The sequence below is a fragment of the Streptomyces sp. NPDC048142 genome, assembly GCF_043202835.1.
Classification (GTDB): Bacteria; Actinomycetota; Actinomycetes; order Streptomycetales; family Streptomycetaceae; genus Streptomyces.
Genome location: NZ_JBIDBC010000005.1, coordinates 78182 through 95015, shown reverse-complemented (window position 1 = coordinate 95015; position 16834 = coordinate 78182). Strand labels below are relative to the sequence as shown.

13 protein-coding genes are annotated in these 16834 nt (G+C 72.4%); 11 read left to right on the top strand and 2 right to left on the bottom strand.

The window, feature by feature from the left end:
• Window positions 1-41: 41 nt before the first annotated feature.
• From coaBC to ACGF2Y_RS09105, 3 genes are all read left to right on the top strand, one after another.
• Complete coding sequence (gene coaBC, locus ACGF2Y_RS09115) at window positions 42-1286, top strand: bifunctional phosphopantothenoylcysteine decarboxylase/phosphopantothenate--cysteine ligase CoaBC (RefSeq protein ID WP_392944438.1); 1245 nt, start codon at window positions 42-44, stop codon at window positions 1284-1286.
• A gap of 199 nt (window positions 1287-1485) precedes the next feature.
• Window positions 1486-2694, top strand: a complete 1209-nt coding sequence (metK, locus tag ACGF2Y_RS09110; protein ID WP_392944436.1) for a methionine adenosyltransferase — start codon at window positions 1486-1488, stop codon at window positions 2692-2694.
• 132 nt (window positions 2695-2826) lie between these two features.
• Window positions 2827-4971 (top strand): primosomal protein N', encoded by a 2145-nt coding sequence (locus ACGF2Y_RS09105; RefSeq protein WP_392944434.1) that lies wholly within the window; start codon window positions 2827-2829, stop codon window positions 4969-4971.
• An 87-nt stretch (window positions 4972-5058) separates the two neighbouring features.
• On the opposite strand, the gene ACGF2Y_RS09100 is transcribed toward ACGF2Y_RS09105, so the two are convergent.
• Window positions 5059-5625, bottom strand: a complete 567-nt coding sequence (locus tag ACGF2Y_RS09100; protein WP_392944432.1) for a hypothetical protein — start codon at window positions 5623-5625, stop codon at window positions 5059-5061.
• A gap of 433 nt (window positions 5626-6058) precedes the next feature.
• Here ACGF2Y_RS09100 and fmt point away from each other — a divergent pair, with 433 nt between their 5' ends.
• From fmt to ACGF2Y_RS09080, 4 genes are all read left to right on the top strand, one after another.
• A complete protein-coding gene (fmt, locus tag ACGF2Y_RS09095; protein ID WP_392944430.1) occupies window positions 6059-6991 on the top strand; it encodes a methionyl-tRNA formyltransferase in 933 nt (310 codons plus the stop codon).
• Between the two features lie 100 nt (window positions 6992-7091).
• A complete protein-coding gene (locus ACGF2Y_RS09090; protein WP_392944428.1) occupies window positions 7092-8525 on the top strand; it encodes an RsmB/NOP family class I SAM-dependent RNA methyltransferase in 1434 nt (477 codons plus the stop codon).
• Window positions 8526-8721: 196 nt separating this feature from the next.
• Complete coding sequence (gene rpe / locus ACGF2Y_RS09085) at window positions 8722-9405, top strand: ribulose-phosphate 3-epimerase (RefSeq protein ID WP_392944426.1); 684 nt, start codon at window positions 8722-8724, stop codon at window positions 9403-9405.
• A 133-nt stretch (window positions 9406-9538) separates the two neighbouring features.
• Complete coding sequence (locus tag ACGF2Y_RS09080) at window positions 9539-10534, top strand: sugar-binding transcriptional regulator (RefSeq protein WP_030584156.1); 996 nt, start codon at window positions 9539-9541, stop codon at window positions 10532-10534.
• 81 nt (window positions 10535-10615) lie between these two features.
• Here the strand turns inward: ACGF2Y_RS09080 and ACGF2Y_RS09075 are convergent, their stop codons facing one another.
• On the bottom strand, window positions 10616-11692 hold the full coding sequence (locus tag ACGF2Y_RS09075) for a terpene cyclase (RefSeq protein WP_392944424.1): 1077 nt from the start codon (window positions 11690-11692) through the stop codon (window positions 10616-10618).
• 297 nt (window positions 11693-11989) lie between these two features.
• Between ACGF2Y_RS09075 and ACGF2Y_RS09070 the strand changes: the two genes are divergently transcribed.
• The 4 genes from ACGF2Y_RS09070 (at window position 11990) to ACGF2Y_RS09055 (ending at window position 16748) form a co-directional block, all read left to right on the top strand.
• Complete coding sequence (locus tag ACGF2Y_RS09070) at window positions 11990-13456, top strand: GuaB1 family IMP dehydrogenase-related protein (RefSeq protein ID WP_392944422.1); 1467 nt, start codon at window positions 11990-11992, stop codon at window positions 13454-13456.
• Between the two features lie 165 nt (window positions 13457-13621).
• Window positions 13622-15079, top strand: a complete 1458-nt coding sequence (locus tag ACGF2Y_RS09065) for an aldehyde dehydrogenase family protein (RefSeq protein WP_392944420.1) — start codon at window positions 13622-13624, stop codon at window positions 15077-15079.
• A gap of 171 nt (window positions 15080-15250) precedes the next feature.
• Window positions 15251-15709, top strand: a complete 459-nt coding sequence (locus ACGF2Y_RS09060; protein ID WP_030584164.1) for an Lrp/AsnC family transcriptional regulator — start codon at window positions 15251-15253, stop codon at window positions 15707-15709.
• A gap of 235 nt (window positions 15710-15944) precedes the next feature.
• Window positions 15945-16748, top strand: a complete 804-nt coding sequence (locus ACGF2Y_RS09055) for a carbon-nitrogen hydrolase family protein (RefSeq protein ID WP_392944418.1) — start codon at window positions 15945-15947, stop codon at window positions 16746-16748.
• Window positions 16749-16834: the final 86 nt, after the last annotated feature.

Here is a 16834-nt window from a genome sequence, read left to right as displayed (position 1 = left end):
CCCACATGTTGCCGTTACGTTGCCGAGTGCGGGGAGACGCAGTGGACAAGCCGAAGGTGGTCCTGGGGGTCAGCGGGGGCATCGCCGCCTACAAGGCGTGCGAGCTGCTGCGCCGGCTGACCGAGTCCGGCCACGACGTACGGGTCGTCCCGACCGCCGCGTCGCTGCACTTCGTCGGGGCCGCCACCTGGTCGGCGCTCTCCGGCCATCCCGTGTCCGACGAGGTCTGGCAGGACGTCCACGAGGTCCCGCACGTGCGGATCGGGCAGGGCGCCGACCTCGTGGTGGTCGCCCCGGCCACCGCGGACATGCTGGCCAAGGCCGCCCACGGGCTCGCCGACGACCTGCTCACCAACACGCTCCTGACCGCCCGCTGTCCGGTGGTCTTCGCCCCCGCCATGCACACCGAGATGTGGGAGCACCCGGCCACCCAGGAGAACGTCGCCACCCTGCGCCGCCGGGGCGCCGTCGTCATCGAGCCCGCCGTCGGGCGGCTCACCGGCGTCGACACCGGCAAGGGCCGGCTGCCCGACCCGGGCGAGATCTTCGAGGTCTGCCGCCGGACGCTGGCGCGCGGGGTCACCGAGCCCGACCTCGCGGGCCGGCATGTGGTGATCAGCGCCGGCGGCACCCGAGAGCCGCTCGACCCGGTGCGCTTCCTGGGCAACCGCTCCTCCGGCAAGCAGGGCTACGCGCTGGCGCGCACGGCGGTGGCCCGGGGGGCCCGGGTCACCCTGATCGAGGCCAACACCGGGCTGCCCGACCCGGCCGGGGCCGATGTCCTGCGGGTCGGCACGGCCGTCCAGCTGCGTGAGGCCGTGCTGAAGGCCGCCCCCGACGCGGATGTCGTGGTGATGGCGGCCGCCGTGGCCGATTTCCGCCCTGCCGCGTACGCCTCCGGCAAGATCAAGAAGAAGGACGGCCAGGAGGCGCCCGAGGTCACCCTGGTCCGCAACCCCGACATCCTCGCCGAGGTCTCCGCCGAGCGGGCCCGTCCGGACCAGATCGTCGTCGGATTCGCCGCCGAGACCGACGACGTACTGGCCAACGGCCGTGCGAAGCTCCGCCGCAAGGGCTGTGACCTTCTCGTCGTCAACGAGGTGGGGGAGCGCAGGACCTTCGGCTCGGAGGAGAACGAAGCGGTCGTCCTCGCCGCCGACGGCCAGGAGACGCCCGTGCCGTACGGACCCAAGGAAGCGCTTGCCGACACGGTCTGGGATCTGGTTTCAGGAAGGTTCCAGCCGATTTCACAGTCAACCCTTCGGGCGGGCGAAATCGTCCCATAAGGACCAGAATGGCGGCTGGGAAGGGTGAATTGTCCTACTGGCGTTCCCTGTGGCGCACGTCACGAACCTCCCAAAGGGCGAGACACCTGGCCCGGTCGCCGGATGCGACCGATAAACTGGACGACGGTACGCACCGAGCGCAGCTCTCGGACGTACCACCCATGATCAGCCAGCAGCCGCTGCAACCCCAGGGAGCGATGTGTCCCGCCGTCTCTTCACCTCGGAATCTGTCACCGAGGGTCACCCCGACAAGATCGCTGACCAGATCAGCGACACGATTCTCGACGCGCTCCTGCGCGAGGACCCCGCCTCGCGCGTCGCCGTCGAGACCTTGATCACCACCGGTCTGGTGCATGTCGCGGGCGAGGTCACCACCAAGGCCTACGCCGACATTCCCAACCTCGTGCGCAACAAGGTTCTGGAGATCGGCTACGACTCCTCCAAAAAGGGCTTCGACGGTGCTTCCTGTGGCGTCTCGGTGTCGATCGGCGCCCAGTCGCCCGACATCGCACAGGGTGTCGACACCGCGTACGAGAAGCGGGTCGAGGGCGATGAGGACGAGCTCGACAAGCAGGGCGCGGGCGACCAGGGCCTGATGTTCGGCTACGCCTGCGACGAGACCCCGGAGCTGATGCCGCTCCCGATCCACCTCGCCCACCGCCTCTCCCGGCGACTGTCCGAGGTGCGCAAGAACGGGACCATCCCCTACCTGCGTCCCGACGGCAAGACCCAGGTCACCATCGAGTACGACGGTGACAAGGCGGTCCGGCTGGACACGGTGGTCGTCTCCTCGCAGCACGCCTCCGACATCGACCTGGACTCGCTGCTCGCACCGGACATCCGCGAGTTCGTCGTCGAGCACGTGCTCGCGCAGCTCGTCGAGGACGGCATCAAGCTGGACACCGAGGGCTACCGGCTGTTGGTGAACCCGACCGGCCGCTTCGAGATCGGCGGCCCGATGGGCGACGCCGGCCTGACCGGCCGCAAGATCATCATCGACACCTACGGCGGCATGGCCCGGCACGGCGGCGGCGCCTTCTCGGGCAAGGACCCGTCCAAGGTCGACCGCTCCGCCGCGTACGCGATGCGCTGGGTCGCCAAGAACGTGGTGGCCGCCGGTCTCGCCGCACGCTGCGAGGTCCAGGTCGCCTACGCGATCGGCAAGGCCGAGCCCGTCGGTCTGTTCGTCGAGACCTTCGGCACCGCCGTGGTCGACACCGAGAAGATCGAGAACGCGATCGGCGAGGTCTTCGACCTCCGCCCGGCCGCGATCATCCGCGACCTCGACCTGCTCCGCCCGATCTACGCCCAGACCGCCGCCTACGGCCACTTCGGCCGTGAGCTGCCCGACTTCACCTGGGAGCGCACCGACCGCGTGGACGCCCTGCGCGCCGCCGCCGGTCTGTAGCCGACCCGCCCGCGTACGACAGCGGAGCGGGCGTCATCGAGTACGACAGCGGGGCCCGGACACCGAACGCGGTGGCCGGGCCCCGCTGCCGTGTCTCCGCCGCTGTCAGTGGTCTCTGGTAGGAATTCAGCTGTGAGCAGCGAGCACGAGCAGTCCGCCGAACCCGGTGCCGGGGCGCCGGAGCAGCTTGCGCTGATCCGGGAGACCGTGCGCCGGGCGAAGGTGCCACGTGCCAAGCCGCGCACCTGGCGCGGCGCGGCCCTCGCCGAGGAGCTGCCCGTCGCCCGCGTCCTGGTCAACAAGGGCGTCCTCCACCTCGACCAGTACTTCGACTACGCGGTCCCCCAGGAGCTGGACGCCGACGCTCAGCCGGGCGTCCGGGTGCGGGTCCGGTTCGGGGCCGGCGGGCGCAACGTCCAGGGCGGGCGGCGCGAGGGAGGCGGGCTGATCGACGGTTTCGTCGTCGAGCGCCGCGCCGACTCCGACTACCAGGGCGCTCTCGCCGCCATCGCCTCCGTGGTCTCCCCGGAGCCGGTCCTCGGGCCCGAGCTGCTCGCCCTCTGCCGTGCCGTCGCCGACCGGTACGCGGGCAGCCTCGCCGACGTCCTCCAGCTCGCCGTCCCGCCGCGCAACGCCCGCGCGGAGTCCAAGCCCTCCCCGGACCCGCTGCCCCCGCCGCCGCCCCCGGAGCCGGGCACCTGGGAGCGGTACGGCCAGGGCCCGGCCTTCCTGCGCGCACTGGCCGAGGGCGGTGCGCCGCGCGCCGTGTGGACCGCCCTGCCCGGCCCGCACTGGCCCGCCGAGATCGCCGGGGCCGTCGCGGCGACGCTCTCCCGCGGGCGCGGCGCGCTCGTCGTCGTCCCGGACGGACGGGCCGCCGGACGGGTCGACGCGGCCCTGACCGAGGCGCTCGGCGCGGGCCGGCACGCCCTGCTGACCGCCGAATCCGGCCCCGAGAAGCGCTACCGCCAGTGGCTCGCCGTACGCCGGGGCTCGGTGCGGGCGGTCGTGGGGACCCGGGCCGCCATGTTCGCCCCCGTCCAGGACCTCGGCCTGGTCGTCGTCTGGGACGACGGGGACTCCAGCCACAGCGACGACAACGCCCCCTTCCCGCATGTCCGCGAGGTCCTGGAGCTGCGGGCGGCACAGGGCCGCTGCGGCTTCCTGCTCGGCGGGACCAGCTGCACGGTCGAGGCCGCCCAGCTCGTGGAGAGCGGCTGGGCGCTGCCGCTCCTCGCGGACCGCGAGCGGCTGCGCCGGGCCGCGCCCCTCATCCGTACGGTCGGGGACGGCGAGCTGGCCCGGGACGGCGCCGCCCGATCCGCCCGGCTGCCCAGCCTCGCCTGGCAGACCGTGCGCGACGGACTGCGCAGCGGTCCGGTGCTGGTCCAGGTGCCCCGGCGGGGTTACGCCCCCCGCCTCGCCTGCGAACGCTGCCGGGCACCCGCCCGGTGCCGGCCCTGCGCGGGTCCCCTTCAGGCCTCGGACCAGCAGGATCTGAACTGCGCCTGGTGCGGGCGGGCCGAGCGGTCCTGGCACTGCGCCGAGTGCGGCTCGACCCGGCTGCGCGCCCAGATCGTCGGCGCCCGCCGCACCGCGGAGGAGCTGGGCCGGGCTTTTCCCGCCGTGCCCGTCCGCACCTCGGGGCGCGACCACATTCTGGACGCGGTGCCCGACGCTCCGGCCCTGGTCGTCTCCACCCCCGGTGCGGAGCCGGTCGCCGACGGCGGATACGCGGCGGCCCTGCTCCTGGACGGCTGGGCCATGCTCGGCCGCCCCGATCTTCGGGCGGGGGAGGAGGCGCTGCGACGGTGGACGGCGGCGGGCGCCCTGGTGCGGGGGCAGGACGAGGGCGGCACGGTGGTGATCGTGGCCGAGCCGACGGAGCGCGCGGTGCAGGCGCTGGTCCGCTGGGACCCGGCGGGATTCGCCCGGCGGGAGCTGGCGGAGCGGGCCGAGCTGGGTTTTCCGCCGGTCTCCCGGATGGCTTCGGCGACCGGCCCGGCCGAGGCCCTGGCCGCGTTCCTCCGGACCGCCGGGCTGCCGCCGGAGGCCGAGATCCTGGGGCCGGTGCCGGTCCCGTCGGCCGAGCCCGGCAGGCCCCGCCGACCGGGGGACGCCCCGCCGGGCGAGACCTGGGAGCGTGCCCTGATCCGGGTCGTCCCGGGGCGTGGGGCGGCGCTCGCCCGCACCCTGAAGGCGGCACTCGCGGCCCGTACGGCCAAGGGCGCGACCGACCCGGTACGCATCAGGATCGACCCGCCCGATATCGGCTGAGCCCGGAGCGGACTCGGCCGCCAGGGCCCGGACAGGGAGCTGCCCCGCCGCGCGACCGGCACGGTGGGGCAGAGGGGCGGCGTGCGGTCAGCCGTTGCGGGGGCCAGGGAAGGCACCGGGACGCAGCTCCTTGCGGACCGGCTGCTGGGCCGCCGAGGGCTGCGGCGGCATCGAGCGGGCCGCCGGGACCGAGGGCACCGGGGAGCCGGACCCCCCGGCGGAGGACCCGCCCAGGCCGGGGCCGACGGAGACCGGGCGCGGCACGGCCGTGGTCTCGCCGCCCGTCTCGGCGGCGGGCTGCGGCGTGGCCCGGCGTGTTCCGTAACGGCGGTGCACGGCCTGCTTGGTGACGCCGAGGGCGGAGCCCACCGCGTCCCAGGAGAAGCCCAGCGAGCGGTCGAAGTCCACCGCGGCCGTGACCAGGGTCTCGACGCTGTCCCGCAGTTCCTGCGCGAGGCGGACGGTGGGGGCCGGGGCCCTGCCGTAGACGACGAAGCCCGCGGAGGGGCCGGAGCGGCGCGGACGGTAGACGTTGCCCAGCTGGGCGGTGAGGGTGCGCAGCGCGTCCACCTGCCGCCGGACCCGCTCGATGTCCCGCACCAGAAGATGCAGACTGGCCCGCGCTTGGGCGTCGTGCGTTGCGTGGTCGGCCATGAAGAAGCCTCTCGAACCGGCGTTGAAAGGGATCGGGCCGCATCGGGGCGGCCCGCTTCGGTCAATCTCCTTTGACCAACGCCCGAGCCGGGTATGTGGTCACGCTATCGGGGCGTATGTGCCTATGCACGGGGCGTGCGCGGCGCGCGTACGCCCCCCCGGTCGGCGCCCGTCCGAACCGGGCCCGGCCGGCCCCGGTCGCAGACTCCCCCCAGGGCTGTCCCGTGGTCCCTGGTGGATCAGCGCGCGGCGTCGGATGCGGTGCGTCGCACGGCGGAGAGGCGTCCGCATACCGGATGGTTTCAAGTGTTCCGACAGCGCGGCGAGGTGCCGTGGCTGTCGTCGGTGCGCCCGCCAGGGACTACGGGACAGGCCTTAGACTGGTGTGCTGCTCGTCACCGTACGTCTTGGCCCGAGAGGCAGTCAGCCACCCATGAAGCTCGTCTTCGTCGGCACCCCCGAGGTCGCCGTCCCCGCCCTGGACGCCCTGATCGCCTCCGGCCGCCATGAGGTGGCCGCCGTCGTGACCCGTCCCGACGCGCCGTCCGGGCGGGGCCGCCGACTCGTCGCGAGCCCGGTGGCCGAACGGGCGGAGGAGGCCGGGATCGAGGTGCTCAAGCCCGTGAAGCCCCGGGACGAGGAGTTCCTCGCCCGGCTCCGCGAGATCGCCCCGGACTGCTGCCCGGTCGTCGCCTACGGGGCCCTGCTGCCCAAGGTCGCCCTCGACGTGCCCGCCCGGGGCTGGGTCAACCTGCACTTCTCGCTGCTGCCCGCCTGGCGGGGCGCGGCACCGGTCCAGCACGCGGTGATGGCCGGGGACGAGGTGACCGGCGCGTCGACCTTCCTGATCGAGGAGGGCCTGGACTCCGGTCCGGTCTACGGCGTCCTCACCGAGGAGATCCGCCCCACCGACACCAGCGGCGACCTGCTCACCCGGCTCGCCTTCGCCGGCGCAGGACTGCTCGCCGCCACCATGGACGGCATCGAGGACGGCACGTTGCACGCCGTGCCCCAGCCCCACGACGGGGTCACCCCGGCGCCGAAGATCACCGTCGAGGACGCCCGGGTCCAGTGGTCCGCGCCCGCCCTGCGGGTCGACCGGGTGGTGCGCGGCTGCACGCCGGCCCCCGGCGCCTGGACCCTGTTCCGCGGCGAGCGGCTCAAGCTGGTCCAGGCCACGCCGGTGCTGGACCGCACCGACCTGGCCCCCGGCGAGCTGTCGGCCGCCAAGAACAACGTGTACGTGGGCACCGGATCGCACGCGGTCGAGCTGCTCTGGGTCCAGCCGCAGGGCAAGAAGCCGATGAAGGCCGCCGACTGGGCGCGCGGCGTCCGCATCGTCCACGGCGAGCTGCTGGGCCTCTGAGCACCGCTTCCGGAGGTCCGGGCTCCCGTTCGGGCGCCCGGGGACGGCGACGTACGCTGGGAGGGTTCGCACCTCTCACCATCAGCGGAGCACCTTTCACGTGAACGACCAGCCGCGTCGCCGTCCCGCCAAGCCCCACCGCCGTCCGCAGAAGGACCCGGTCCGTTTCCTCGCCTTCGAGGCGCTCCGGGCCGTGGACGAGCGAGACGCGTACGCCAACCTCGTGCTGCCCCCGCTGCTGAAGAAGGCCCGCGCCAAGGGTGACTTCGACGGCCGGGACGCGGCGCTGGCTACGGAGCTGGTCTACGGGACGCTGCGCCGCCAGGGCACCTACGACGCGATCGTGGCGGCCTGCATCGACCGGCCGCTGCGCGAGGTCGACCCGCCGGTCCTCGACGTCCTCAACATGGGCGTCCACCAGCTGCTCGGCACCCGCATCCCCACCCACGCGGCCGTCTCCGCCAGTGTGGAGCTGGCCCGGGTGGTGCTGGGGGAGGGGCGCGCGAAGTTCGTCAACGCGGTGCTGCGCAAGGTCACCGCGCACGACCTCGACGGCTGGGTGGAGAAGGTCGCCCCGGCGTACGACGAGGACGCCGAGGGCCACCTGTCCGTCGTGCACTCCCACCCCCGCTGGATCGTCTCCGCCCTCTGGGACGCGCTGGGCGGCGGCCGGGCGGGCATCGAGGACCTCCTCGAAGCCGACAACGAGCGGCCCGAGGTGACGCTGGCGGCCCGTCCCGGCCGCTCCACCACCGACGAGCTGGTCAAGGCCCTGGGCGAGGACAACTCCCTGCCGGGCCGCTGGTCCCCGTACGCCGTCCGGATGGCCGAGGGCGGCGAGCCCGGCGCGCTGGAGGCCGTCCAGGAGGGCCGGGCGGGCGTCCAGGACGAGGGCAGCCAGCTCGTCGCCGCCGCCCTGGCCGCCGCACCCGTCGAGGGCCGTGACACCCGCTGGCTGGACGGCTGTGCGGGCCCCGGTGGCAAGGCCGCCCTGCTTGCGGCGCTCGCCGCCGGGCGGGGCGCCACCCTGCTCGCCGCCGAGAAGCAGCCGCACCGCGCCCGGCTGGTCGAGCGGACGCTCGCCGGCAACCCCGGCCCGTACCAGGTGATCACGGCGGACGGCACCCGCCCGCCGTGGCTGCCCGGCACGTTCGACCGGATCCTGATGGACGTGCCCTGCTCCGGCCTGGGCGCGCTGCGGCGCCGCCCGGAGTCCCGCTGGCGGCGGCGGCCCGAGGACCTGGAAGGCTTCGCCCCGCTCCAGCGCGGTCTGCTCCGCGAGGCGTTGAAGGCGGTGCGGATCGGCGGCGTGGTCGGCTACGCGACCTGCTCGCCGCACCTCGCGGAGACCCGGGTGGTGGTCGAGGACGTCCTCAAGGGCCGGGGCGGGGAGCCGGTGGAGGCGGAGTGGATCGACGCCCGCCCGCTGATGCCCGCAGTGCCCGCTCTCGGCGACGGGCCGGACGTGCAGCTCTGGCCGCATCTGCACGGCACGGACGCGATGTACCTGGCGCTGCTGCGCCGGACCGGCTGATCCGTCGGGCGGGCTCACGCGGAGCGGCTGACCGTCGCGCGGGCCCGCCCGTACCGGCTGGATCCCGTCCCCGGTGAACAGCGAAAAACAGCAAAGCGCTGGCAAAATGCCCAGAATGTGCGAACTGTGATGGCTGTGTGTGGCTTCGGAGCGCATCGAGGCGGGGAACCGGCGGGAGACGTGGCAGGCTTGGGGCATGGCGCAGATCAACCCCAGCATCCTGTCCGCCGATTTCGCGCGTCTCGCCGAGGAGGCGAAGGCCGTCGAAGGCGCGGACTGGCTCCACGTCGATGTCATGGACAACCACTTCGTGCCCAACCTGACCCTCGGCGTGCCGATCGTCGAAGCGCTCAGCAAGGCCACGGACACCCCGCTGGACTGCCACCTCATGATCGAGGACCCGGACCGCTGGGCCCCGGGTTATGTGGAGGCCGGAGCGGGTTCCGTCACCTTCCACGCGGAGGCCGCGGCGGCTCCGGTGCGCCTGGCGCGGGAGATCCGGGCCAAGGGGGCGCGCGCCTCGATGGCGCTCAAGCCCGCGACGCCCATCGAGCCGTACGAGGACCTGCTCCCCGAGCTGGACATGCTGCTGATCATGACGGTCGAGCCGGGCTTCGGCGGCCAGGCCTTCCTGGACATCATGCTGCCGAAGATCCGCCGTACCCGGCAGCTGATCGACAAGCACGGCCTCGAACTGTGGCTCCAGATCGACGGCGGGGTCTCAGCCACCACCATCGAGCGGTGCGCCGAGGCCGGCGCCGACGTCTTCGTGGCCGGATCCGCGGTCTACGGAGCGGCGGACCCGGCGGCGGCGGTGCGGGAGCTGCGGGCGCGGGCGGACGCGGTCACGGCCGTCGCCCCCTGGGCATGCGACCACTGAACCAAGGGCAGATGAACGCGGTCCGACAGGGCCGATCAAGGATCGCCGGATCTGACAGGATGAACGGCGTATCGGGTGTGTGAACAGCAGTGAGGAGATCGCGGTGTCTGGCATCTCGGCGGGTCGGTCAGCCATGCGGATGGGACCCGCGGAGCTGGTGCAGGCGGCGGCCATGGCCCGCCGGTTCTACCTGGAGGGCAAGTCCAAGATCCAGATCGCCGAGGAGTTCGGCGTGAGCCGCTTCAAGGTGGCCCGGGTCCTGGAGACGGCCCTGGAGCGTGATCTCGTACGCATCGAGATCCGGGTGCCGGCCGAGCTGGACGCCGAACGCTCCGACGCCCTGCGCGCCCGCTACGGGCTGCGGCACGCGGTCGTCGTCGAGTCCCCGGCCGAGGAGCAGGAGGACGCCCCCGACCCGGAGAACCTGGGTGAGGTCGCGGCCGACCTCCTCGGCGAGCTGGTGGCCGAGGGCGATGTGCTCGGCCTGGCCTGGGGCCGCTCCACCATCCACATGGCGGCCGCCCTCGACCGGCTCCCGCCGTGCACGGTCGTCCAGCTGACCGGCGTCTACGACGCGGGCACCGCCGAGCGCGGCTCGGTCGAGGCGGTCCGCCGGGCCGCCCAGGTGTCCGGCGGCGAGGCGCACCCCATCTACGCCCCGATGCTGCTGCCCGATCCCGCGACGGCCGCCGCGCTGCGCGACCAGACGGGCATCGCCCGCGCCTTCGAGTACTTCGACAAGGTGACGGTCGCCGCCGTCTCCATCGGCTCCTGGGAGCCGGGCATCTCCACGGTCCACGACATGCTCTCGGACGCGGAGCGCGCCCATTACGCCTCGCTCGGCGTCGCCGCCGAGATGTCCGCGCACCTCTTCGACTCCGACGGCCGCCGGGTCGGCCGCGACCTCGGGGAGCGCTGCATCACCGTGGAGGCGGACCGGCTGCGCCGGATCCCCGAGGTGGTCGCGATCGCGGGCGGTCAGCGCAAGGCGGCGGCGATCGGCGCGGTGCTGCGCTCCGGCCTGGTCACCAGCCTGGTCACGGACACCGCAGCGGCCGACTATCTGCTCACCGAGTCCGCCGCGGGCACTCGCCCGGCACTGGAGCGGGCCGACCCCGACGGGGAGTGACACCGCCCGGAACACGCTGAGGGCCGCGCACCGCATCCGGTGCGCGGCCCCGCGTACGTCCTGGCCCGTGTCGACCCGCGTTCAGCCGGCCGGTGGCACCTCGGCGGCGCACGGAGCGGAGGCGGCGGCCTCGGTGCGCGCGGGCGGGACGCCCAGCACGGTCTCCTCCAGATACTCCTCGGGTTCCTTGTACTGGCCCACGTCGGCGGGGTTGTACCGCGGGGTCCGGCGCGACCAGTCCAGGTTGCCGCGCATCCAGCTCCGCATCCCGTCGAGATAGGGGACCAGCAGCCCGGACAGCTCCGGATACAGCTCCAGCAGCTCGTCCTCGGCGGTCAGGAACCGTTCGGTCTCCATCGCGAGGCGCTCCGCGACGTGGTCCAGCGCCTGCTGCTCCCCGAAGCCCCGGTGGTGGCGGACCAGGTGGACGAGGTTGTGGATCTCGCCGAGCACCTGCTCCTTCTCGAAGGAGTACACGTCGTTGGCCCAGCACACGTGGTTGCACGCGGCTTCCAGGGCGGTGATGAAGCGGGGGTCGTTGTGGATCGACTCCGGGGCCTCGATGCCCGCCACGATCTCTATGAGGTCCATGCAGACGTGGATGGCCCCGGTGTGCCGCCGCTTGGCGATGTACGTGTCCTCCGACGGCACCACGTCCGCGGCACGGTTTCCCGCCTCCCAGGACGTGGCGGTCGTGAGGTAGGTGACCAGATGCCAGGCGAACCGGGTCCGCCAGTGCGGGGCGGCGTTCGGCGTCGTACGTTTCCACAGGTCGGCCAGGGCGGTCACGGCGGCCGGGACCACTTCCCCCGGCAGCGGCCCGGGGGCGGAGCCGTCGACCACCGCGCGCATCCGGTCGACGACGTCTCTCACCCGGTCGGGTGAACGGCCGAGGTGGCCGTCGTCGAGCTGGTCGTCGACGAGGAAGAGCCAGACGAACCAGTCGGCCACCAGATCGAGGTGGTCCTCGTCGGCGGTCGGGTAGACCATGCCGACGAACGCCCCGAAATCGGCTTGTTCGAATCGGTTCCTCGCGGACTCGCGGTGGACCAGACCCGTCCGTCTGGTCCAGGCGTCCAGATGCCCCCGGGTGTGTCCCACGTGCGGATTGGTCCGCTGCGGGAACGGGCAGTAGATGTCCGGCAGTTCGCTGTCCACGGGCGGATCTGGATCCTCTCCGGTCAAACGGTGTGCCCAGGGTTGCCGACGAGCCCGATCGACGCTTCGGACACCCCGAGACCTGCGGGTTTGAAGCTACCTGACCCCTTGTCACCCGGTCCAGGGATGGTGATCACGAATGATTCGAATCCCGTTCGGGTAGGGTCCGTGGGTAAGGCAGGTCCCACTTGCCCGGAGCCCCCGGCCCCCTCTTCGGAGGAACGGACGAACGCGGGGGCCCTTTGTTGTGTCTTCGTGGAAACGACCTGCACCGTTTCGTATGAAAAAATGAGTGTTATGCGCTTTCTTGAGCCGGGCACCGGTCGCTACACAGAGTCCCCCGCGGTCCCGTACGACCTCACGTACGACGACGTCTTCATGGTTCCGGGCCGCTCCGCGGTCGGCTCCCGGCAGGGTGTGGACCTCTCGTCGCCCGACGGAACCGGTACCACCATTCCGCTCGTGGTCGCCAACATGACCGCCATCGCGGGCCGCCGGATGGCCGAAACCATCGCCCGCCGCGGCGGGCTCGTCGTCATCCCCCAGGACATTCCGATCGAGGTCGTCGCCGACGTCATCTCCTGGGTCAAGACGCGCCACCTCGTCCTCGACACCCCGATCGAGCTGGCCCCCGGCCAGACCGTCGCCGACGCGCTGTCGCTGCTGCCCAAGCGCGCCCACGGCGCGGGCGTCGTCGTCGACGCCGACCGCCGTCCCGTGGGCGTCGTCACCGACCACGACCTCACCGGCGTCGACCGCTTCACCCAGCTCTCCGAGGTCATGTCCAAGGACCTGGTGCTGCTCGACGCCGACATCGACCCGCGCGACGCCTTCAACAAGCTCGACGGCGCCAACCGCAAGCTCGCCCCCGCGGTCGACGCGCAGGGACGCCTCGTCGGCATACTCACCCGCAAGGCCGCCCTGCGCGCCACGCTCTACACCCCCGCCACCGACGCCGAGGGCAAGCTGCGCATCGCGGCCGCCGTCGGCATCAACGGCGACGTGGCCGGCAAGGCCAAGCAGCTCCTGGACGCGGGCGCCGACGTCCTCGTCGTGGACACCGCCCACGGCCACCAGGAATCCATGATCAGCGCGGTCCGGGCCGTCCGGGCGCTCGACCCGCGGGTGCCGATCGTCGCGGGCAACATCGTCGCCGCCGAGGGCGTGCGCGACCTGATCGAGGCGGGCGCCGACATCATCAAGGTCGGCGTCGGCCCCGGCGCCATGTGCACCACCCGGATGATGACCGGCGTCGGCCGCCCGCAGTTCTCCGCCGTTCTGGAGTGCGCCGCCGAGGCGAAGAAGCACGGCAAGCACGTCTGGGCGGACGGTGGCGTCCGGCACCCGCGCGATGTCGCGATGGCGCTCGCCGCCGGCGCGTCCAACGTGATGATCGGCTCCTGGTTCGCGGGCACGTACGAGTCGCCCGGCGACCTCCAGCAGTCCGCCGACGGCCGCTTCTACAAGGAGTCCTTCGGGATGGCCTCGGCCCGCGCCGTCAAGAACCGCACCTCGGAGGAGTCCGCGTACGACCGCGCCCGCAAGGCGCTCTTCGAGGAGGGCATCTCCACCTCGCGGATGTTCCTCGACCCGACCCGTCCGGGCGTCGAGGACCTGATCGACTCGATCATCGCGGGCGTCCGCTCCTCCTGCACCTACGCCGGTGCCGCCTCCCTCGCGGAGTTCGCCGAGAAGGCGGTCGTCGGCGTCCAGAGCGCCGCCGGTTACGCCGAGGGCAAGCCGCTGCACGCCAGCTGGAGTTGATCCCGGATTCACCGTAACGACCCCGCCCTCCCCGGTAGTTCGCACCGGGGAGGGCGGGGTCGTTTCCGGGCTTCCGGAGCCGGCCGGGGGTGCGCTTCAACTCTGTTGAAATATAAGTAATATGAAGCGCACTCAGCTGCCTGCCTCTCTGCGGTAAGGGATCTCATGTCCTTCTTCACTGACCTGGCCCACCAGTACATCGACGGCGAGTGGAGGCCGGGGAAGGGGTCCTGGGACATCATCGACTTCAACCCGTTCGACGGGGAGAAGCTCGCCTCGATCCCGGTCGCCACCGCCGACGAGGTCGACCAGGCCTACCGTGCCGCCGAGCGCGCCCAGCAGGCGTGGGCGGACACCAACCCGTACAGCAGGCGGGCCGTCCTGGAGAAGGCGCTGCGCCTCGTCGAGGAGCGCGAGCCGGAGATCGGCGATGCCATCGTCGCCGAGCTCGGCGGCACCCGGCTGAAGGCCGCCTTCGAACTGCACCTGGCGAAGGAGTTCCTCCGCGAGGCGATCCAGCTGGCCCTGCGCCCCGCCGGACAGATCCTCCCCTCGCCCACCGAGGGCAAGGAGAACCGCGTCTACCGGGTGCCCGTCGGGGTCGTCGGCGTGATCAGCCCGTTCAACTTCCCCTTCCTGCTCTCCCTCAAGTCCGTCGCGCCCGCGCTGGCCCTCGGCAACGCCGTCGTCCTCAAGCCGCACCAGAACACCCCGATCTGCGGCGGCACCCTGCTGGCCAGGATCTTCGAGGACGCCGGGCTGCCCGCCGGGCTGCTGAACGTCGTGATCACCGACATCGCGGAGATCGGCGACACCCTGCTGGAGCACCCCGTGCCGCAGGTCATCTCCTTCACCGGCTCGGACAAGGTCGGCCGCCACGTCGCCACCGTCTGCGCCCGGAACCTCAAGCGCGCCGTCCTCGAACTCGGCGGCAACAGCGCCCTGATCGTGCTCGACGACGCCGATGTGGACTACGCCGTCGACGCGGCGGTCTTCAGCCGGTACGTGCACCAGGGCCAGGTCTGCATGGCCGCCAACCGCATCCTGGTCGACCGTGCCGTCGAGGCGGAGTTCACCGAGAAGTTCGTCGCCAAGGTCGCCTCGCTCACCGTCGGCGACCCCGCCGACCCGGCCACCCGGATCGGCCCGCTGATCAACTCCTCGCAGGCCGAATCCGTCTCCAAGCTCGTCGACCAGACCGTGGCGGCCGGCGCTACGGCCCTCCTGCACGGCCACGCCGACGGCAACCTGGTCAGCCCCTCCGTGCTGACCGGCCTCGCCGCCGACTCGCCCGTCCTGCAGCAGGAGATCTTCGGCCCGGTCGCCCTGCTGATCCCCTTCGACGGCGAGGACGAGGCCGTCCGCATCGCCAACGACACCCCGTACGGACTCAGCGGCGCCGTCCACACCGGCGACATCGAGCGCGGGGTGCGGATCGGGCAGCGCATCCACACCGGCATGATCCACATCAACGACGGCACCATCCACGACGAGCCGATCGTCCCCTTCGGCGGCGAGAAGAGCTCCGGTCTCGGCCGGCTGAACGGCGACTCGATGATCGACGCCTTCACCACCCAGAAGTGGATCTCCATCCAGCACGGCCGCTCGCGGTTCCCCTTCTGAGATCCTCCTCCGGTCCTCTTCCGGGCGCGTTCCGAGTACCTTCCGGCCGGTCCTGACCGGTCACCCCACTGTGCCGGGCCTGCCCGCGACGGCGGCTCATGGTCTACTGCGGGAGGCGGCACACGCCGCCTCCCGCAAGCCGACCCACCGCAGAGAAGTGAACCGCCCGACGTGCGCCTGAACGACCTCGACGAACGCATCGTCCACGCCCTCGCCGAAGACGCCCGGCGCTCCTACGCCGACATCGGCGCGCTCATCGGCCTGTCCGCCCCCGCCGTGAAACGCCGCGTCGACCGGCTGCGGGCCGAAGGCGCGATCACCGGCTTCACCGTGCGGGTCGACCCGGCGGCGCTCGGCTGGGAGACCGAGGGGTTCATCGAGATCTACTGCAGCCGCAACACCTCCCCGGAAGCGATCAAGCAGGGCCTCGCCCGCTACCCGGAGATCGCCGCGGCCTCCACCGTCACGGGCGACGCGGACGCGGTGGTGCAGGTCTTCGCCGCCGACATGCGCCACTTCGAACAGGTCCTGGAGCGGATCGCGGGGGAGCCGTACGTCGAGCGGACCAAGTCCGTCCTGGTGCTCTCGCCGCTGCTGCGGCGGTATTCGGCGGAGGCGCCGCCGGTCTGACTTGATCTTCAACCTGTGCGGCGGGGCCGGACACGCCTAGCGGGCGCCCGGCGTGCAGTGGTGCACATCACCCCGCTGACCTGCGGTGACGCTCCACGCAATGATTCGCCGTGCCTTGTCCTTCCCGCGCAACGAATCAACGGTCGACGCGCAACACTCGCGCCTTGTCCGGGCCGAACAGGCCCACGTACCGTCGATACGTCTCCCACCCCGCCCGCATCGCCCGAGGTCAGCCATGCCGTCGTTGCGCACCGCCCTGCTCCAGAGCTCCGGACGTCCGGGCGCCGTCGCCGAGAACCTGAAGGTGCTCGACGAGGCCGCCGCACGGGCCGCCGGCGCGGGAGCGCGCCTGCTGGTCTCGCCCGAGCTGTTCCTCACCGGGTACGCCATCGGCGACGCCGTCCCCGTACTGGCCGAGCCCGCCGACGGCCCCGGCGCCGAGGCCGTCGCCGAGATCGCCGTACGCCATGGCCTCGCCGTCCTCTACGGCTACCCGGAGCGCGACGGGGAGCGGATCTTCAACGCCTCCCAGCTCATCGGCCCCGACGGCGCACGGCTCGCGAACTACCGCAAGACCCACCTCTTCGGCTGCTTCGAGCAGGAGTGGTTCACCCCCGGCGAGCAGACCGTCGTCCAGGCCGACCTCGACGGCATCCGCATCGGCCTGCTGATCTGCTACGACGTCGAGTTCCCGGAGAACGTACGGGCGCACGCCCTGGCCGGTACCGACCTGCTGCTGGTGCCCACCGCGCAGATGCACCCCTTCCAGTTCGTCGCCGAATCCGTCGTCCCCGTACGGGCCTTCGAGAGCCAGATGTACGTGGCGTACGTCAACCGCACCGGCCCGGAAGGCGAGTTCGAGTTCGTCGGGCTCAGCTGCCTGGCCGGGCCCGACGGCACCGTGCGCACCCGCGCCGGACGCGGCGAGGAGCTCGTCGTCGGCGACGTGGACCCGGAGTTCCTGGCCGCCTCGCGCGCCGCCAACCCCTATCTGCACGACCGCCGCCCCGGTCTGTACGGCTCCCTCGGGAGTGTCTGACCCATTCCGCGTGGGCGGGCGACGCCCGCTGATCCACGCGGAATGGGTCAGACACCCCCTGGCCCGAGCCCGCCCCGCCTTCTCTT